Below are 20,406 nucleotides of genomic sequence, written 5' to 3'. Positions count from 1 at the left end.
ATTTGTACGTATCGTTTATTTATCAAGTCTTTTCGAGACGATATTCTTAACGCTTTCGCTAACGTCGTTTTGTAACAGGGGAAGGTATTTCGCGGGAATTCTTTTTGCAACCGCTTTTCTAACCAACGCTTCGTCGTCTTTAATCATATCCTTTAAATATTCCCTGCCTATTCTTTCCGCAACCATAATTCTTACTATGGGCTCTTTGTCATCCATAAGCGAGGGTAAAAACGATTCATCGATCCTTTCGGCGGCGGCGTGTCTCACCCAAAACGATTTATCGTTAATCATTTTAGGCAACTCTTTCGCATCAATCCTTTTTGCCGCTATTAAACGGATTTCTTTGTATGGGTCGTTTATAAGAAGCGACAAATTTTCCGCGGGTATTCTTGATGTGACTTTGTATCTTATATTTCTATCTTTATCGCTTGCAGCATGAGTAAGATAAATGGGATTTATCCTACTTACGGCATCAAATCGCTCTTTAAAACTTCCCGTTTTTAAAATATTGACAAACTCGCCTTCGGTCATCTCAACCCTTAATTTATTTAAAACATTTTTATCAGTCGATATAATTTAGTTTTCATCTATTTCTAATTATACCGCATAATTTACGTGATTTTAGTATATGAAGGGTACAACGATTTTATTTTAGCTATCTGGCAATCAGCCGAATATTTTAAATATTCCCTTGTTTTTTTTCGTTTTTTCGATAGGCTTATAAGATTCCAAGTCAGCTATATCTTCAAGTTTTTCGGTGGAAATGATTATCCAGGGCAAGGGGTTGGCCATTGAGCAAAAGCCGCAGGATAAGCTTGGATGATAAACCTTTATTATGGAAGGATTTTCTTTCATATGGACATAAAACCATCCGCAAATTTCGTCTAACTTTCTTATTTCTTCCATTCTTTTTTTGATGAACTCGGCAGCTTTGTCCGAATCCAACTCTCCCCTTTCGTCGCCAAGCTGGGTATAGGCATAATTCCACAATGAGTCGGAATTTCTGACGTGGCCAACCAGGTTTTCGACCTCCTCCCATTTTAAAAGACCGGAAAAGGCAACCGTATCTACTTTATAAGGCATCTTTCCTTCCATATTTATGATTTTTTATATTATATCATATGAAGAATAGAAAAAACGATTGAATCAACCGGTTTCGTACCTTAAACTTTTAAACTTAAAATTAATATTGTATAATGATAAAAGCAGGTAAAAAATTTAAGTGATTATTTATCACTGTTTACTTTAATGATTAATTAAATTTATAAATTAGTTCAGTTTAAACTTATGCCCGTAAGTAAATCCGCTAACAAGAATGGTAAGGGTGGTAAAAATAGAAATAAGCCAAAAAAAAGAAAAAAGACACTGGCTAAAATAGTTTTAACCGTAATTTCCATTTTAATATTAGCCCCAGTAGCAATTTTAGTCATATTGTATCTTCTGCTTGCATCCTCGGTTCCTAATATTACTTCCCTTAAAGACTACCACCCTCGACAGGTTAATTACGTATATTCGGCAAGTGGAAAACTTGTAGGTTATTTGGGTTCGGTAAATAGGGAAGTGGTACCGTCTTCCGATATACCCTTGCAGGTCAAAGAGGCTTTTTTAGCGGCGGAGGATAAGAATTTTTACAATCAAGGTCCGCTTGATTATAGAGCAATCGCAAGGGCTTTCGTGGTTAATCTTGCGGCGGGACGCATCGTCGAGGGCGGTTCTACTATAACCCAGCAGGTGGCAAAAACCCTCCTTGTCCCGTATCAAAGGACGTATGCATGGAAACTCAGGGAGGCTATCTTGGCTTACCGTATAGCAAACCATTTATCGAAGGACGATATTTTAGATATTTATCTTAATCAAATATACTTAGGTGACAATGCATACGGGGTCGAAGCCGCTTCCCTCACATACTTCGGTATTCCAGTCGGGAAACTCAATCTCGCACAGGCCGCCATGCTCGGAGGGTTGCCGCAAGCCCCCTCATTCTTAGACCCGTATGTTCATTTTAAGTATGCAAAGAGAAGGCAGAAATATGTTTTGGAGCAGATGGCAAAGGACGGTTTTATAACTCCGGCTCGGGCTAAAATCGCCTATAACACAAAGATTGTTCTTTATAATTTTTTTAAATATTATGGTGTTGCCCCATACTATCTCGCATATATCAAACAGGATATTATAAATAAATACGGCAAGGCCGTCTATGAAGAAGGAGATTTTAAGATATATGCCGCTTTAAGCGCAAGAGCGCAGAAATATGCGGATGAGGCGGTAAAAAGCGGTCTCACGAAGCTCTCGCACGAATATGGTTATACCGGGCCATTGCAAAAACTAAATTATGCGGAAATGTTAAAAAAAATAGACGATGAAAAGAGTCTCGTAAAATTTTTAAGCAAAGGTAGCATTTATAAGGGTTTTGTCACCGGAATTTCCAAAAACGGTCAGGCCGTGTATGTTGCGGTCGGAAAGTTCAGGGGTATTTTGCCGGTATCCAATATGAGATGGGCGTCTCATTTTAAACGTTATGTTTATTTTGCTTACAGAACTATTAGTAGCGCATACCAGGCTCTTGAGCCCGGATATGAGATATTAGTCAAATTTGATGGTTACAATAGTAACCTTGCGCCGATTTTTTCTTTAGAAGAAAAAGACGTCATAGAAGGGGCATTGGTTTCCATTGATCCTAAAAACGGGTATGTAAGGGCAATGGTCGGGGGTTATGATTTTAGTCATACTCAGTTTAACAGGGCTATTTACGCTAAGAGGCAGACGGGTTCCGCTTTCAAACCTATTTTGTATGCCGAAGCCCTTACCCTTGGCTATACGCCGTCATCTATCATAAATAATACCCCGGTAATATATCCGACCGGCGTCAGGGGTAAATATTACAAACCCCGTAATTTTTCTCGAAAGTTTACCGGCCCTACTACCCTTTTAATAGGTCTTGCTCATTCTATAGACGTTGTTGCCGTGAAGCTTCTTAAGAAAGTCGGAGTAAATAAAGTAGCGAATTTAGCTAATAAAATGGGAATTCATCATGTAGTAAGGAATTTAACTATGGCATTGGGTTCTTCAAGCGTAAGGCTCATAGACCTGACTAACGCTTATACGGCTTTTGCCGATTCCGGAAAAGAATGTAAACCGGTTTTTATTATTAAAATACTAACACCGGGCGGTAAAATCCTTTATAATAACAAACCTGAATGTAAGCAGATTTTATCTCCACAGGTTGCTTATATCCTTACTAATATGTTAGAAAAGGTTATTACTATGGGAACGGGTGTCACGGTTTCTAAAATAAGAGATATCACGCCCTACGTTGCAGGGAAAACGGGTTCGTCAAGCCAGTACAGGGACGGAGTATTTGTCGGATATACGTCTTCTTTGGTAACCGGAGTCTGGACGGGCAGGGATGATTTTCATTCTATGGGAAGATTTATGGTCGGGGCCATTACCGCTGCTCCGATTTGGAAGTCTTACATGTCAAAAACCCTGAGTGTTTACCCTCCAGAAGCATTTGCCATACCTAAGGGAGTGGTATTTGCGGTAATTAATCCGTATACCGGTTTAATTGCCGATTCAAGTTATAAAGACCCCATGCTCATGCCTTACGTTGCGGGGACGGAGCCTACTTCCGTGAAAAGACAAAAAAAGATTAACAATCCGCATTTGTTTTTTGGGTTGTTTTAATTTGAGGATGATAGATTTTGAATGAGTTTAAGCCATTAAAAGATGCTTACGGCAGGAATATCACATATTTAAGAATTAGTGTAACCGATAGGTGTAACTTGAGGTGCGTTTATTGTATGCCGAAAAATGGTATTTCACTGTTGAGTCATAATGAAATAATTTCTTATGAAGTTATTTTAAGGTTAGTTAAGATTCTGTCGAATCATGGAGTTAGCAAGATAAGGATCACCGGCGGAGAACCTTTGGTCAGAAAAGGTTTGACGGGTTTAGTCGAAAGCATCGGCAAGACAGAAGGGGTAGACGATGTTTCCATGACTACGAACGGAACTCTTTTGGAAAAATATGCTTTGGAACTTTATACAGCCGGTCTTAAGCGGATCAACGTCAGTCTCGATTCTTTAAGGGAAGACAGGTTTCGCCGTATTACGAGAACGGGCGAGTTAAAAGATGTTTTAAGCGGTATAAATCTTGCCAAAAAAATCGGTTTTGATCCGATAAAGATAAATGTTGTTTTAATAAAAGGCATAAACGATGATGAAATAATTGATCTTATCTACTTTGCGAGGGAACTTGATCTTAATCTACGATTTATAGAATATATGCCTATAGGCGGAAATATTACAGATACCATAACGTCTAAGGAAATATTAGAGAAAATAAGGTCGGAGTTTGATGATTTTAATCCGATACCGCCTACCGCCGGAAATTCGGTTAGTAAGGAGTTTGGTTTCAAGGACGGCAGGGCGGTTATCGGATTTATAAGCCCTTTATCAGAGCATTTTTGTGGAGACTGCAGTAGATTGAGACTTACGGCGTTAGGCAATCTAAGGCTTTGCCTTTTTTACGACAGTGAATATGGCATAAGGGAAATTCTTACGGAACAGGATGACGAAGCGGCTTTTGAAAAAATTTTAGATATCGTTCAATTAAAGAAATATAAACATAATTTTAAAGAGAAGGCTAAACAACGGAAATCTTTATTGTGGGCTAATAATTTTATGAATCAAATAGGCGGGTAGCAGCATTACACTGCGTTTATCAGAGACATGCTTTATAGAATAGAACGGCGACAGTAATGGTTTAACTAAAGGAGGAGCTTTGGAACAGAAGAGGATTATTAATATTAATATCGAAGACGAGATGAGGCAGTCATACCTCGATTATGCAATGAGCGTAATTATAGGAAGGGCGCTTCCCGAGGTTAAAGACGGGTTAAAGCCCGTTCACAGAAGGATTCTTTTTGCCATGAACGAAATAGGCAATGATTTTAACAAGTCTTATAAAAAATCCGCGAGAATAGTCGGTGACGTTATAGGTAAATACCATCCGCACGGCGACGTGGCGGTATACGATTCTATTGTCAGAATGGCGCAGGATTTTTCATTGAGATATCCTCTCGTAAACGGTCAGGGAAATTTCGGTTCGATAGATGGAGATCCTCCGGCGGCTATGAGATATACCGAAATCAAGATGACAAAACTTACATCGTTTTTATTAGACGATATAGGTTATGAAACGGTAGATTTTACTCCCAATTACGACGGTTCGTTAAAAGAACCGTCTGTTTTGCCGGCCAAGTTTCCAAACCTGCTCATTAACGGTTCATCCGGTATCGCCGTAGGGATGTCTTCCAATATTCCTCCGCATAATCTTGTCGAATCAATAGACGCTACGCTTTATTTTATGGATAATCGGGACTGCGGAATAGATGAATTAAAATCTTTAATCAAGGGTCCAGATTTTCCTACCGGCGGAATAATTTACGGATATTCCGGGATTAATAATTATTTCAATACTGGAAGGGGGCTTGTCAAGGTAAGGGCTAGACATCATTTTGAAAAATCTAAAATAGTCATCACGGAGATACCTTATCAGGTAAATAAGTCAAAAATATTAGAACGGATAGCCGAACTTGTTAAAGAAAAAAAAATAGAAGGAATATCGGATCTCAGGGACGAATCCGATAGAGAAGGATTAAGAGTAGTGATAGAATTAAAAAGGGACGCGAATGAGACGGTCGTAATGAATAACCTTTTTAAGCATACCCAACTTGAAGAGACATTCGGCGTAATTTTTCTTGCTATAGTCAACAATCAGCCCAAAATATTAAATATTAAGGATATGATCTCTCTCTTTGTAGACTTTAGAAAAGAGGTAGTTATAAAGAGGACTATATTTGAATTAAAGAAGGCCGAAGCGCGCCTCCATATATTAGAGGCACTTAAAATAGTAGTACAAAATATTGATGAAGTTATAGATCTCATAAAGGCCTCTAAATCTCCGGCTGCCGCCAAAGAAGGTCTTATGGAAAGGTTTGGTTTTTCCGATATTCAGGCTCGCGCCGTTCTTGATTTAAAATTAGAGAAACTTACCAATTTAGAACGGGATCGTATCGTTAAAGAATATGAGGAAGTGCTTAAAAAAGTCGAAAAACTGAAAGAGCTTTTGGGCAGCGAAAAACTTATAAAAGATGTCATAAAAAAAGAGCTTATGCTTATCAGGGACAAATTCGGCGATAAAAGAAAGACGGAAATAGTAAAAGAGGAGAACGAAGTAACTATTACCGATCTTATCCATAACGAGGCAATGATAGTCATGTTAACGGAAAACGGCTATATAAAAAGAACAAAACTGGCTACGTTTAAGGCTCAAAATAGAGGCGGGAAGGGACAGACCGGTATAAAATCCAAAAAAGAGGATTTTGTCGCAAACTCATTCTGCGCTAATACGCTCGACGCTATTTTATTTATAACAAATTTAGGTAATGCTTATAAATTAAACGTTTACAATATACCGGAAACGCTCAAAACATCTAAAGGAAAGCCGATAATAAATCTTATAGGATTAAAGGAAAACGAGTCGGTTTCGTCGGTATTCCCCATTAGAGATTTTGATAAGAATTATTCCGTTTTTATTGCTACAAAAAAGGGACAGATTATCAAAATTTCTTTAGATAGATTTGCAAATATTAGAAAAAACGGGTTAATAGCTATAAAACTAAAAGCCGACGACGAGGTTATAAGTACTCGTATAACGGATAGCGCCGTACAAAATCAGCTTGCGGTAATAGCAACAAGAACCGGTAAGTCTCTTTGTGCGGATATTGACAGTTTTAGAACGCTCGGCAGGGGAACGATGGGTGTCAGGGGAATAAAACTTTCCGAGGACGACTTCGTCGTTTCCATGGATTTGCTTTCTTCCGAGAATGACTATCTCATTGCTATTACCGAAAAAGGTTACGGCAAAAAGACAAAGATGACGGAGTTCAGAAAGCAGAGCAGGGGTGGAAAGGGCATAATCGCCGTTAAAACCGGACAGAGAAACGGTCATGTGGTTTCCGTCCTTAAAGCATCTGGAGATAATGATATAATACTGATTACGTCTAACGGCAAGATAATTAGAATTAACGAGTCCAGGTTGAGAAGTATCGGAAGGAATACTATGGGCGTAAAATTGGTAGACCTCCATGAAGACGAAAGGGTCGTGAGCGCGATGGTATCCGTAAACGATGTAAATGACGACATGTAGGAATAATAAAACATTAATGTGATTAATATAACATGAAGGAACCAATTGGCATTATAGGCTCGGGTAGTTTTGGAACGGCGCTTTCGGTGAACTTTGCGAAATTTGCCCCGGAGATTTACTTAAAATGCAGAAGCAAAGAGTTTGCGGAAGAATTAAAAGCGAAAAGATATAACGAATATTATTTAAAGGGGGTATTTTTAGACGAAAATATCATAATAACGGACGATTATGAAGCCGTCCTTAAGAACTGTCGAATTATATTCCTCGTAGTTCCTTCAAGTGCACTCAAGAATATCCTGATAGATATTAAAAAGTATGAGAATAAATTTAATCTGAGTGATTATATATTCGTTAATACGGCAAAGGGATTGGGCGATAAATCCATGAACCTGCCGTATAAGGTATTTGAGGGCATATTGGGCACCTCTGTATTAGAAAGGTATGCCGTTTTAAGCGGTCCGAGTTTTGCGGTTGAGGTCTCTAAGAATCTTCCTACGGCTGTTTGTGTAGCTTCTTTTAATGATAAAATTTTAGATGAATTAAAATTTTTTTTTAAAAATATAATAAATTTTAGAATATATACCCTGAACGACGTCAAGGGCGTCGAACTCGGAGGCGCTGTTAAAAATATTATTGCCCTTGCAGCCGGCATCTCCGACGGACTCGGGTTGGGTAATAATGCCAGGGCTGCGCTTATAACGCGGGGAATAGTCGAAATGACAAGATTCGGCGAGGCACTTGGGGCGGATAGGCGAACATTTACCGGACTGTCAGGTCTTGGAGATTTAATGCTTACGTCAACGTCTAATTTAAGCAGAAACATGACCGTGGGAATAAGAATCGGTAAGGGTGAGAAATTATGTTCCATTCTAAGCGGAATGAAAATGGTCGCTGAGGGCGTTGCAACGGCAAAATCCGTCCATAAGATAGCCAAGGAAAGGGATATATATATGCCGATAACGGACGTTGTCTATTCCGTTCTTTTTGAAGGGCTTAAGCCTGCAGATGCAATAGTGAGATTGTTGGAAAGAGATATAAAAGACGAATTTATTGAAAAGTGAAATTAAGGAGGCCGGTTATGGGAATAAAATTAGAATATCTTGAAGATTTACGGTTCCGCGCATATTCGGACGAGAACAATGGTTATTCGATTTTACTTGATACGTCTAAGGAATCAGGCGGTAGCGGAGAGGGAATGAGACCCATGGATTTAATACTTGTAAGTCTTGCCGGGTGTAGCTCCATGGATATAATTTCCATTTTAAAGAAAAAAAGACAGAATGTAGTTGATTATAATGTTAGCGTTACCGGCGAAAAAGCAGATACACACCCCCGCGTATTCACCAAAATTACGATAATTTATACGATTAGGGGTAAGAATATCGAAGAGCAGGCGGTAAAAAGAGCCATAGAATTATCAAAGGATAAATATTGTAGCGTTTGGGCGATGTTGAAGGGCGCAATTGATATAAAATGGTCATATAGAATAGAAAACTGCTAAAATAATAAATAATGATTAGAGGGCGGTTAATATGAAAAATTTTGATTTGACTGAAAATGAAAAATCGCTTTTACTGAAGATAGCAAGAAGAGCTATTGAAGGTGGCGACTTAAAAGAGTTGACGTCTTTACTTACCGATAATCTTAAGATTAAATCGGGGGTTTTTGTTACGTTGAAAACGGGAGGCGAGCAATTAAGGGGATGTATAGGAAATTTTAATTTTAACACGCAGATATATCAAAATGTTTACGATATGGCAAAAGAAGCGGCATTTAACGACCATAGATTTATCCCGTTAAAAGATTCGGAACTTCAAAATATAAAAATAGAGATATCCGTTTTAACCCCGCTTGAAAAGATAGATAATTTTGACGATATAGAAATAGGAAGACACGGTTTATATTTTATTAAAGGACAGTATCGCGGGGTTTTGCTTCCGCAAGTTGCCGTTGAACACAATATGAATAAAAAGGGATTTTTAGAGGCAGTCTCCATGAAAGCCGGACTCCCTTCCGATGCTTATAAAACCGGGGCGGACATATTTACATTTTCCGCTCTTGTTTTTGGAGAATAAAAATTAATGAAATGTTATCCCGTAAATCTTAATATTTATAATAAAAAGGTCCTCGTAGTCGGAGGAGGCGTTATTGCGGCAAGAAAGACGGAAAGGCTTTTAGAAAGGGGCGCGAACGTAACATTAGTTGCTCCGGAAATAACGGAGAAGATAAACGGATTTATCAAAAAATCAAGGATCAAGTGGGTCCAAAGAGAGTATAAGGCAGGGGATGAGAGTGGTGCATTTGCCGTGTTTTGCGCTGTTTCTTCCGAAGAGAAGAATTTGAAGATGGAGGAAAGTTTATCCAAGAGATGCGTAAGAAAAAATATATTGATTAACGTTGCCGATAAGCCGGAACTTTGTACGTTTACCCTTCCGGCACTTGTTTCGAGGGGTGAATTTGATATAGCCATTTTTACGGGCGGATTAAGCCCGAGACTTTCTCGAAAAATAAGAGAGGATTTAGAAAAGATTTATGGCGAGGAATATACTACTTATGTCAAAATTCTTGGACTTATGAGGCGGGAAATCAAGATGAAAAAATATCCGCAGAGCAGAAACCAAAAACTTTTTGACGAATTAGTTAATTCCGATCTTTTTGAACTTGTTAAGGATAAAAAATTTTCCGACATAAGTATTTTTATAAGCAGTTTTCTTAAGAGGTCTTAGCGATAATGTCTAATGAACTATATTTAATTCCGTTTTTTATATATATATTTTCTTATGCACTTATTTTGCCGAGAAAAAAGAAGCTGCACAAGTTTTTTACCATTTTAATTTACGCAGGATTTATCCTTCAGAGTTTAATATTTTTTGTATTTTTAAGTACTAAAGGATTCAATGCCTCCGTTCACATCGGCTGGTTTGTTTTTTTTAACGCCTGGCTCTTGATGACGGTTATAGTATTGTTCAGTCTTTTCTATAGGGCGGAGTACATCCTTTTATACGTTACTCCTTTGGTTGCGGTAAATTTGCTTATAGGTTTTTTTGTCCCCCATATTAAGATAGAACCGGTTATGTTCAGTGTTGATAAAACCATACTTTTAACGCATATAATACTCATATTGATAGGTGATTCGCTTTTTGCTCTTGCTTTTATGGTTTCTTTGATATATATTTTTCAAGAAAGAAAAATTAAGATTAAAAAGAGCTTGAAATTATTCGATAAAAAGGATAATTCGCTCGACGAAGTTTTCTATTCGGGCAGCGGATATAACTTAGAGTTGTTGGATAATATTAATTATCAGTGTCTGAAGATAGGATTTCCGTTTATCACTATAGGAATCGCTCTTGGAATTTATTTGTCGAGTTCTTTGTTTAATGCCGTTATCGTTGCAAAACCTATTGAGATTATATCCCTGATTATATGGCTTATTTATGCGGTTTTATTACACGAAAGGATAGCAAAAGGGGTGAGAGGGAAAAAAGCGGCTGTTTTTAGCGTAATAGGTTTCTTGTTTATACTTTTTAGTTTAAGTTTATCTTTTTATTTATTTCCGACTTTTCACGGATTTTAAGTAAAATTTAAGGTAAGGTTGCTCGGCTATGGACATTTTAATTATAGGGTTAAGCCATAAAACGGCAAAAATAAGCGATAGAGAGGTGGTCTCCAAAAAGCTTATTACCTCCGAATTGAGATACAGCTTTTCAAAAGAATTGCTTGATTTAAAAGGCGAAAACGGTAGAAATTTGGTTAACGGAATTGTCGTACTCACCACATGCAACAGAACGGAGTTCATAATGGATTTACCTTCATGGGCGGCAGAGGGGAAGACTCACTTTATTAGGGGCTTTATTACGGAATATTTTTTCGGAGAAGGTTGTCGCGATTCTCTTCTTTATGTGTATCTCAACAATAATGCGGTAAGGCATTTATTTATGGTGGCTTCAAGTTTAGACTCTATGGTAATAGGCGAGTCTCAGATATTGGGGCAAATTAAAGAAGCATATAACGAGGCATGTGATTCTAAAACAATGGGGCAGTTTTTAAACAAGCTGTTCCATAAGACTTTTAATTGTGCAAAAACGGTTAGAACGGAGACAAAGATAGCGTCGTCTCCGGTATCGGTCAGTTATGCGGCAGTAGAGCTCTCTAAAAAAATTTTTAACAGCTTGAGCGAAAAAAAAGTTTTGCTTCTCGGGTCCGGAGAAATGGGAAAGCTGACCGTTAAGCATTTTCTAAAATGCGGAGTGCAAAACATATATATTGCAAACCGGACTAAAGAAAAGGCACATCGATTTATTGAAGATGCGTTCGGGTTGAACGAAAAAGAATGTTTAAGCGTTATTGATTTTTCCGAATATTATAAATTCTTACCGCAATCGGATATAGTTTTATGTTCGACCGGCGCCAAAGATTATGTGTTGAAGTATAATGATATAATCCCTATTATAAAGATTCGCAAGCAGAGGCCGTTATTTTTAATCGATATTTCCGTGCCGCGGAATATCGATCCGGAAATTAATAAAATATCCAATGTATATCTGTTCGATATAGATGATATAGGAAAAATGATAGAGGATAACATAGAGATAAGAAAGCGGGAGGCCGATGCCGCCCGCGAGCTTATAGAGATTAACGTTAAAGAGTTCATGGATTGGAAGGAATCCTTAAATGCCGTTCCGGTGATAATTTCACTGAGAAATAAGGTTAAAAACATATTAGAAACGGAATTATCCGAGTATATCGGAGAAAAAAAGGAAAAGGATTTAATAATAAATTCCCTTACCAATAAGATTCTTCATGAGCCTACTATGCTGATAAAAAAAGCTTACTTAAACCCCGGCGGACTAAATTTGATAGAAATGATAAAATCGCTTTTCAATCTTGACCTTGAAGACCCTAAAAGCACAAGGGGGCAGGATAACGGCGAATATCGTAATTCGGAAAAACAAGATAGCAGATCAAGAATAAAAATAATAAAATAAAATTACAACTATAAATAATTGAAAAACAGGATAAATTTTGAAGATTAAAATAGGAACACGCGGCAGTAAGCTTGCGCTATATCAAGCTAATCTCGTAAGGGACGAATTGAGCCGGGTATATCATAACCTTGCTGAAGATATAGAGATTGAGATAATAATCCTCAAAACGTCGGGAGATAAAATTTTAAATGCCTCATTAAGCAGTTTCGGCGGAAAGGGTCTATTCGTAAAAGAGATAGAGGAGGCTCTTCTTGACGGCGACGTAGATATTGCCGTACATAGTTTGAAAGACGTTCCTCAAGTGATTCCGGAGGGTTTGACGATAGGCGCGGTTTTAAAAAGAGATGACCCGAGGGATTGTATTATCTTGAAAGATAAATCTGGAGTTTCTAAAGCGGATTCGTTTGAGCATCTCTTGCCGGCGTTAAAAAATCATGCAATAATCGGAACCTCCAGCTTGAGAAGAAGGTCGTTGATTGCAAAACTTAGGGACGACGTCATATTCAAATCCTTAAGGGGCAATGTAGATACAAGGTTGGAGAAATTAAAAAGCGGGCTTTTCGATGCGATAGTCTTATCCTCAAGCGGTCTCATAAGGCTTAATTTCGCATCGCATATAGATATATATTTAGACCCGCTTAAGTTTATACCGCAGTGCGGACAGGGAGTAATCGCTATTGAATATAAAGCCGGTAGGGAAGATATTAAAGAGGCTGTTTTACACTTGAACGATGAGGATACCCTTGTTTGCGTTTTTGCGGAAAGGGCTTGTATCAAGAAGTTGAATTGCGGCTGCGCATCCCCCGTAGGCGCCTATGCTTATTTGAAAGAGGGCAATTTACGTATCAAATGTTTTGTCTCCAACACACATGGAGAATATTTGGAAGACGAACTTGAAGGAGACAAAGGGGATTATGAGAATATAGGAAATAGTCTGGCCATTAGGCTTATAGACAAAGGTGGTTTAGAAATATTAAGTAAAAATATTGTCGACGGTTTGTCTTAGCGAAGTTTCGGGGAGGGGATTTTACGAAATCGCATCGGAGATGCGAGGTTCTATAATTATTCATGCGGGCGAGAAAACGCTTTAGAGAGCATAAAAAGGGGATTGAAACAGATGAATGAAGACATAAAAGAGGGCAAAGTTTATATTGCCGGAGCGGGACCCGGAGATCCGGGACTATTGACGTTAAAGGTAAAACAGATTTTAGGCAAGGCAGACGTCATAGTATACGATAGTTTAATTTCCGAAGATATTTTATCTTATGCAAAGGACGGATGCGAGATAATTTATGCCGGCAAAAGGTCATCAAACCACACCCTTCCGCAGCATTCGATAAATGAGCTTTTAACGGAAAAAGCCGGGAAAAACAAGGTTGTTTTAAGGCTTAAAGGTGGAGATCCGTATTTATTCGGAAGAGGCGGGGAAGAAGCCGAAAAACTTTTTAAAGACAATATTCCTTTTGAGGTAATTCCCGGTATCTCTTCGTCTTTTGCGGTTCCGGCATATGCGGGTATACCCCTGACACATAGGGATTATGCCTCTACGGTTGCAATTGTTACGGGGCATGAGGGAGAGCATAAGAAGAAAAGTACGATAAACTGGAAAGGACTATCCGGAGCCGATACCATCGTGGTTTTAATGGGATATAAAAATTTAGATTCTATTACGGGAAATATAATTAATGCAGGCAAGGATAAAAATACACCCTGCGCCGTCGTCCAGGAAGGGACGACTTTAAACCAAAAGGCGGCGGTCGGAACACTAAGCACGATAGCGGACGAAGTCAAAAAAAAGGGCTTAAAAAGCCCGTTAATACTAATTGTAGGGAATGTGGTAAAATTGAGAGATACGTTGAACTGGTTCGAGGATAGGCCATTAAACGGTTTAAAAGTAATAGTTACCAGGGGAGAGGGTCAGTCCGGTACATTTTCCGAAAAGCTTAATGACCTTGGGGCATTCGCGGTAAGCTTGCCCCTTATTAATATTGTTAAAGACAGCGGAAACATTGATAAGGCTAAAATAGATGCCGCTATAAACGATATTAAAGGGTATGATTATCTCATTTTTACGAGCGCGAATGCCGTTTCGGCATTTTTTGAGCATTTTTTCTCAAAAGGGTTAGATGCCAGGTCTCTCTTCAAAAAGAAAATAATTTCCATAGGTAAAGTTTCGTCGACGGAATTAAAAAAGTATGGCATAGTTCCCGATATTACCCCTGTAGAACATTCCCAGGCAGGGATAATCGATGCCTTAAAAGATACCGAGCTTAAACGTAAAAAAATACTTTTTCCCCAGGCATCGAAAATAAATAGCGAACTTCCGGAATTTCTTGCGCATAAAGGGGCGATTGTCGATAATTTGCTCGTTTACGAAACGGTTTTGCCGGAAAAATCAAAGGAACGAATATATGAAATTTTTAGCCCGCTTATTAAGATAGACGGTGATAACAATGGACATGAACAGGGAACACATAGAAATATCGGGCTTCCGGACGATTTAGATTTAAGCTCTTTTATCGTTAGCTTTACCAGTTATTCTACTGTAGAAAATTTTGTTAATTCAATAGAAGATATTCGGAAGGGGCTTTTAAAATCGGTCACAGACTCCGGCATCAAGTTTGCAAGTATCGGAGAAAAGACTGCTAAATATGCATTGGGATTTGGCATTAAATCTGATATAATAGCCAAAGAGGTCAATATAAATTCATTGATTGACGGAATAGTAAGTTTTTATAAAAAAACAAAGATTAAAATTGAGGAACGTATTGTAAATGATAGGAATATCTAAACTTTATTGCGGCGGGGTTCATGCCTCGGATGCTCTTCGTTACGGACGCATGTCAAGCAAACTGCCTTCGCATCTTTTACAGTTTTCGAAAGACAAAAAACCGGTAATTGTCTGGAATATGATAAGGACGTGCAATTTGAATTGCATTCATTGTTATTCGCAATCCAAAAACGTAAAATACAATGACGAGCTTACGCTTGAAGAGGGAAAGGCATTTATAGACGACGCCTCTGCGTTCGGTTCTCCCGTTATGCTTTTTTCCGGCGGAGAGCCATTAATGCATCCTCATTTTTTAGACCTGTGTTTTTATGCAAAATCAAAAGGGATGAGGGCCGTCATTTCGACCAACGGAACCCTCATTACGAAAGAACTTGCCGCAGAGTTAAAAAAAGTAGGATTGTCGTATGTAGGTATAAGTCTTGACGGACTTGAGACCGTTCACGATAAATTCAGGGGTAAAAAGGGAGCGTTTAGGGATGCAATTAGCGGTATTAATAGTGCCAGAGAGGCGGGAATCAAGGTAGGATTAAGGTTTACGATAAATAAAAGAAATGCCCAAGAAATTCCGGGTATTTTTAAGCTTTTAGAAGAAGAAAATATCCCTAGAGCCTGTTTTTATCATCTTGTTTATGCCGGAAGAGGAACGAAACTTATAGACGAGGATCTATCGTTGGAAGAGACGAGGCGAACGGTCGATATGATATTAGAGCTTACTAAAGAAATCTATTCCAAAGATAATCGTAAAGAAATTCTCACTGTCGATAATCATGCCGACGGGCCATATATTTACTTAAAGCTTTTGAGAGAAGGCAAAAAAGAAGAAGCCGAAAATGTTATGAGTCTCCTTAAGATGAATGGAGGCAACAGTTCCGGCGTCGGGATAGGCTGCGTAAGTTGGGACGGAGAGGTTTATGCCGACCAGTTCTGGAGGTATTATTCTTTCGGTAATGTTAAGGAAAGAAAATTTAGCGATATATGGACGGATACCTCTAATCCGCTTATGAAACAGCTTAAAGATAAAAAGGCATACGTTAAGGGAAGATGCAGGAATTGTAAATGGCTTGATGTTTGTAACGGTAATTTTAGAGTCAGGTCAGAGGCAAAAGAAGGAGATTTATGGTTACCCGACCCTGCCTGCTATTTGACGGATGAGGAGATATACGATGCAAGGTAGTAATTTGATGCAGGGTGGAGGCATGCATATGTCGGAAAAAAACGGACTTAGATTGGTTTTCTGGGAGCTGACCGCAAGATGTAATTTGAAATGTATCCATTGCAGAGCAGAGGCGCAGTCGGAAAGGCAGGGAGATGAACTTTCGACTGAAAAATGTTTTAACGTGATAGACGAGTTGAGTAAATTCAGCCGTCCGATACTTATTTTAACCGGCGGAGAGCCGCTTTATAGGGATGATATTTTTGATATTGCCGGTTATGCTGTTCAAAAAGGTTTTCGGGTAGCTCTTGCGACAAACGGAACGTTAGTAGACAAAAATATTGCAAAGCGCATTAAAGAAAGCGGGATAAAGAGGGTTTCGGTAAGCCTTGACGGAGCTAATTCGAAGACTCACGATACGTTCAGAATGATATCAGGCTCTTTCGAAAGTGCATTTAAAGGTATTAAAAATTTACAGAATGAAGATATTGAGGTTCAGATAAATACTACTATTACGAGACATAACGAGGATGAGGTCGAAGATATATTAAGCTTAGCTTTAAGCAATGATATAAAAGCCTTGCATATATTTATGCTGGTACCCGTCGGATGCGGGGTCCAAATTGTCGATTCGCAAATGTTGGACAAACAAAAATATGAAGATATATTATCATGGTTTTATGATAAAACTATGGAATTAAGGGGTATAATAGAGTTAAAGGCTACATGCGCGCCACATTTTTTTAGGATAATGCATAAAAGGGCTAAAGACGAGGGTATAACTATCAGCCGGGAGACTCACGGCATGGCGGCGGTTACGAAGGGATGCTTAGCGGGAAGCGGAGTCATGTTTATATCAAGAAAAGGCATTGTTCAACCGTGCGGATACTTGCCTGTTCAGGCCGGAGATGTTACGAAGCAGAATGTGGGCGAGATATGGAATAGTTCGGAAATCTTTTTAAATCTGAGAAATACTGGGTTATTAAAGGGTAAATGTGGAATTTGCGAGTATAAAAAGGTATGCGAAGGGTGCAGAGCGCGGGCATATTACGAGGGGGGAGATTATATGGGAGAAGAGCCCTATTGCGTCTATGAACCTATTGTCAAAAACAAGACTATCCGATAAGTAACGAACTGACTGACGGTTGCATATTTATGCTCGTCATAATATATATTAAATATTAGTTTAATTTATGAATGATAAAGCGAATATACTTCATAGGTTTATTGCCAAAGCCATTGATTTACTGATATTTTGTTTTTTAAGCGAGATTTTTTATCCGTTCGGTTTTATAGCGGGGATCATGTATATTTTAATTTCGGACGGCTTATTTGATGGAGAGAGCCTCGGGAAAAAAGTTACCGGGCTGAAGGTCGTCATGACGTTAGGTGAAAAAAGACCTGAGTTTAGAGAATCAATCATCAGAAACTCTTTTCTAGTCATCCCGCTTTTGTTTGCGTTTATACCGTTTATAGGCTATTTTCTGCTTGTGGTAGTCGGCATTTTTATATATTCCGTCGAGATTTACTTTACCGTAAAAAGTCCGGAAGGTGAAAGATTAGGTGATAGATTTGCTTTTACTCACGTTTTAGACGTCAAAAAGCCTTGAATAATGGAAAAAGCCGTTATTAAAGCCGACCTGTTTTTGATAGATTCCAGCTCATATTTTTACCGAGCTTACTATGCAATGCCTCCCCTTACCAACTCCAAAGGCAATCCGACGGGAGCTTCGTTGGGTTATACGAGAATGCTCATGAAACTCATCAAGGAAGCGGATATAAGATATGGAGCATGCCTTTTCGATTCCCGAGAAAGCCTTAGAAAACAATCTTATGAAGCATATAAAGCCAACAGGAAAGGAATGCCGGATGACCTGCTTTCCCAAGTTAATTATTTAACGGATATTTCGTATTTGCTGGGGTTTGAAACATTCAGGCTTAACGGTTACGAGGCGGATGATTTAATTGCGTGCATAGTGGATAACTTTGCAGACGATTTTTCTATTAACATCTGCATAGTAAGCAGTGATAAAGACTTAAAGCAGTTGTTATCCGATAGGGTTTTTATATATGATGCCCTTAAAAATAAGGTTATTACAAAATCGGATTTTGAAAAGGAATACGAGATAAAGCCGGATGAATACCGTTATGTTCTTGCATTGATGGGTGATGCCTCCGATAATATTCCGGGAATTAAAGGTATAGGCAAGAAAACAGCTTTCAGCTTGATAAAAGAATATGGAAGTTTGAACGGTATTTATAACAATATAGATTCACTTAAAAAGCTTAAACTTAAGGAATTGTTGTTAAATCACAAGGAAGAAGCATATAAAAGTTTAGAGCTCGCTTCGTTCTACAAGGATATAAAATTGGTCGATGCCTATTTTACGCCGCATTTGGATAAACTTGCCGTATGGGAAGGGCGTCGAAAGAACTCATTAGACGATTTCGCATTGAGAAAAAAAGATGATGCCGGGCTCTATGAGATTTTTAAAAGGCTCGAGCTTAATTCTTTATTAAAAAATTTTAAAACAGCCTCTGAAGATAAAAAATATGAAAATGACGACGACAAAGGGGATATGGACGTTCTTTCCGTATTTGTCGATTTTAACGATAAAAAAAAAGGATTGTTCGACAATGAATTTAATTTAATATATGTATATTCCAAAGCTATCGGAGCTGTATCGTTTGATTTAAAAAATATCGCCGAAAATACCGAGATAGTGGATTTATTGCAAAATGATTCGGTCTGCAAAATAGGACACGGTCTTAATGCGGTAAGGTCGTTTTTAAGGGATAACGGAATTGAGTTGAATAACCTTTATTTTGATATAAAAATTGCATCCTATCTTTTGAATCCCATAAAACATTCGCACAGCCTTGCCGACATAGAAGATGAATTTAAGGGCGATTTGAATGCTTCAGATATTAATAATAAAGCATTTTTAATCTACGGGTTATATAGGTTTTTAAAGGCGGAAATAGGAAGAGACTCCGGTCTAAAATACCTGTTTTACAATGTAGATATGCCTCTTTCTATGGTCTTGGCGGACATGGAGCATACCGGTTTTATGGTAGATAGGAATATTCTTATGCCTTTGTCGGCGTCTTATGAATCTGATTCTAAAAAGCTTATTAGCATAATTCACAAGATTGCGGGAAGAGAATTTAACGTAAGCTCTCCAAAACAGTTAAGCAAGGTTATGTTCGACGAAATGAAGTTTAACAGGATAAAAAAGAACAGTACCGATATAGAGGTTTTACAAGCCTTAAAATCCCAGTTTGAAATGATCCTTAAGGATAACGGCGATGATACGTTAAAAGATTATCTCTTATTTATAGACAGCATTATATCATATAGAAACAAGGTGAAGCTTAAGACATCATTTGTAGATGTGCTTTTAAGAGAAATAGACAAAGACGGCAGGGTCCATACGTCATTTTCTCAAACCACCACTTCTACCGGCAGGCTTGCCAGCCAGAGACCCAATCTTCAGAATATTCCGGTTTCCGATAGCGAAGGCAGTAAAATAAGACAATCTTTTATAGCAAAATCAGGGTTTTTATTGCTGTCGGTGGACTATTCTCAAATAGATTTGAGGGTTATGGCATCTATTTCGGGAGATGGGGTTTTAATTCAAAGTTTCCTGAATAACGAGGATATTCACGCAAAAACAGCCTCGGAAATATTCAAGACGACGGTCGGCGAAGTGGACCAAACTATGAGAAGAAGGGCGAAGACGATCAACTTCGGAATAATTTACGGAATGAGTTCTTTCGGGTTGTCTAAAGCACTCGGAATATCCGCAGAGGAGGCTAAACTTTATATAGATTTATATTTTAAAAACCATTCCGCTATCAAGGATTATATGGAGCGGACGGTTGCAGAGGCTAAACGCAACGGATTTGTCAAGACGGCTTTCGGGAGAAGGTGTTACGTCGAAAGTATTAATTCTAAGGTAAAAAATATGGCGTTGTTTCCCAAAAGGGCTGCGATTAACGCCCCTATTCAGGGTACTGCCGCCGATATAATAAAAATCGCAATGGTTAATATTCATAACACCCTTAAAAACATACCCGCATTAAAAGAGGACGCTAAAATGATACTTCAGGTGCATGACGAACTGATATTTGAGGTAAGAGAATCTTTAGCGGACGACCTTAAAAATATGGTTTCCAAGATTATGACGGATAAAAATTTACTGAAAAACATTCCCCTTATCGTAAATGTCGGAATCGGTAAAAACTGGGCGGAGGCTCATTGA

General features: G+C 38.4%; 17 protein-coding genes. 15 read left to right on the top strand and 2 right to left on the bottom strand.

What is annotated here, in order from left to right:
- Positions 1-15: 15 nt before the first annotated feature.
- Positions 16-531, bottom strand: a complete 516-nt coding sequence (locus ACMCNP_RS04220; protein WP_419314237.1) for a HEAT repeat domain-containing protein — start codon at positions 529-531, stop codon at positions 16-18.
- A 135-nt stretch (positions 532-666) separates the two neighbouring features.
- On the bottom strand, positions 667-1,083 hold the full coding sequence (locus ACMCNP_RS04215) for a hypothetical protein (RefSeq protein ID WP_419314235.1): 417 nt from the start codon (positions 1,081-1,083) through the stop codon (positions 667-669).
- Positions 1,084-1,287: 204 nt separating this feature from the next.
- Between ACMCNP_RS04215 and ACMCNP_RS04210 the strand changes: the two genes are divergently transcribed.
- The 15 genes from ACMCNP_RS04210 to polA all read left to right on the top strand — a co-directional run bounded on the left by ACMCNP_RS04210 (position 1,288) and on the right by polA (position 20,406).
- Complete coding sequence (locus ACMCNP_RS04210) at positions 1,288-3,684, top strand: penicillin-binding protein 1A (RefSeq protein ID WP_419314232.1); 2,397 nt, start codon at positions 1,288-1,290, stop codon at positions 3,682-3,684.
- 17 nt (positions 3,685-3,701) lie between these two features.
- Complete coding sequence (gene moaA / locus ACMCNP_RS04205; protein ID WP_419314230.1) at positions 3,702-4,703, top strand: GTP 3',8-cyclase MoaA; 1,002 nt, start codon at positions 3,702-3,704, stop codon at positions 4,701-4,703.
- Between the two features lie 79 nt (positions 4,704-4,782).
- On the top strand, positions 4,783-7,212 hold the full coding sequence (gene gyrA / locus ACMCNP_RS04200; RefSeq protein ID WP_419314227.1) for a DNA gyrase subunit A: 2,430 nt from the start codon (positions 4,783-4,785) through the stop codon (positions 7,210-7,212).
- A 32-nt stretch (positions 7,213-7,244) separates the two neighbouring features.
- Entirely contained in the window at positions 7,245-8,273 is a 1,029-nt protein-coding gene (locus tag ACMCNP_RS04195) for an NAD(P)H-dependent glycerol-3-phosphate dehydrogenase (RefSeq protein WP_419314225.1), read from the top strand.
- Positions 8,274-8,290: 17 nt separating this feature from the next.
- The gene (locus ACMCNP_RS04190) at positions 8,291-8,713 is read left to right on the top strand and encodes an OsmC family protein (RefSeq protein WP_419314221.1); all 423 of its coding nucleotides are present in this window, start codon (positions 8,291-8,293) and stop codon (positions 8,711-8,713) included.
- 31 nt (positions 8,714-8,744) lie between these two features.
- The gene (amrA, locus tag ACMCNP_RS04185) at positions 8,745-9,287 is read left to right on the top strand and encodes an AmmeMemoRadiSam system protein A (protein WP_419314218.1); all 543 of its coding nucleotides are present in this window, start codon (positions 8,745-8,747) and stop codon (positions 9,285-9,287) included.
- A 6-nt stretch (positions 9,288-9,293) separates the two neighbouring features.
- Positions 9,294-9,938, top strand: coding sequence for a precorrin-2 dehydrogenase/sirohydrochlorin ferrochelatase family protein (locus ACMCNP_RS04180; protein WP_419314216.1), 645 nt, complete (start codon positions 9,294-9,296; stop codon positions 9,936-9,938).
- A 5-nt stretch (positions 9,939-9,943) separates the two neighbouring features.
- Entirely contained in the window at positions 9,944-10,786 is an 843-nt protein-coding gene (ccsA, locus tag ACMCNP_RS04175; RefSeq protein ID WP_419314211.1) for a cytochrome c biogenesis protein CcsA, read from the top strand.
- 28 nt (positions 10,787-10,814) lie between these two features.
- Positions 10,815-12,197 (top strand): glutamyl-tRNA reductase, encoded by a 1,383-nt coding sequence (gene hemA / locus ACMCNP_RS04170; RefSeq protein ID WP_419314208.1) that lies wholly within the window; start codon positions 10,815-10,817, stop codon positions 12,195-12,197.
- 37 nt (positions 12,198-12,234) lie between these two features.
- The gene (hemC, locus tag ACMCNP_RS04165) at positions 12,235-13,203 is read left to right on the top strand and encodes a hydroxymethylbilane synthase (RefSeq protein WP_419314205.1); all 969 of its coding nucleotides are present in this window, start codon (positions 12,235-12,237) and stop codon (positions 13,201-13,203) included.
- 111 nt (positions 13,204-13,314) lie between these two features.
- Entirely contained in the window at positions 13,315-14,988 is a 1,674-nt protein-coding gene (cobA, locus tag ACMCNP_RS04160) for a uroporphyrinogen-III C-methyltransferase (RefSeq protein WP_419314202.1), read from the top strand.
- The gene (gene ahbC / locus ACMCNP_RS04155; protein ID WP_419314201.1) at positions 14,972-16,162 is read left to right on the top strand and encodes a 12,18-didecarboxysiroheme deacetylase; all 1,191 of its coding nucleotides are present in this window, start codon (positions 14,972-14,974) and stop codon (positions 16,160-16,162) included. The genes cobA and ahbC overlap by 17 nt, the downstream gene beginning before the upstream one ends.
- Positions 16,152-17,267: a radical SAM protein gene (locus ACMCNP_RS04150; RefSeq protein WP_419314198.1), complete on the top strand. Its 1,116-nt coding sequence runs from the start codon at positions 16,152-16,154 to the stop codon at positions 17,265-17,267. Before ahbC ends, ACMCNP_RS04150 begins: the two co-directional genes overlap by 11 nt.
- Before the next feature lie 67 nt (positions 17,268-17,334).
- Complete coding sequence (locus ACMCNP_RS04145; RefSeq protein ID WP_419314195.1) at positions 17,335-17,751, top strand: RDD family protein; 417 nt, start codon at positions 17,335-17,337, stop codon at positions 17,749-17,751.
- A gap of 3 nt (positions 17,752-17,754) precedes the next feature.
- Complete coding sequence (gene polA, locus ACMCNP_RS04140) at positions 17,755-20,406, top strand: DNA polymerase I (RefSeq protein WP_419314193.1); 2,652 nt, start codon at positions 17,755-17,757, stop codon at positions 20,404-20,406.

This window comes from Candidatus Acidulodesulfobacterium sp. H_13 (genome assembly GCF_048541835.1).
Taxonomy (GTDB): Bacteria; SZUA-79; SZUA-79; order Acidulodesulfobacterales; family Acidulodesulfobacteraceae; genus QIJE01.
Note: the sequence above shows the minus strand (reverse complement) of the source record. Positions and strands in the feature narration are given on the sequence as shown.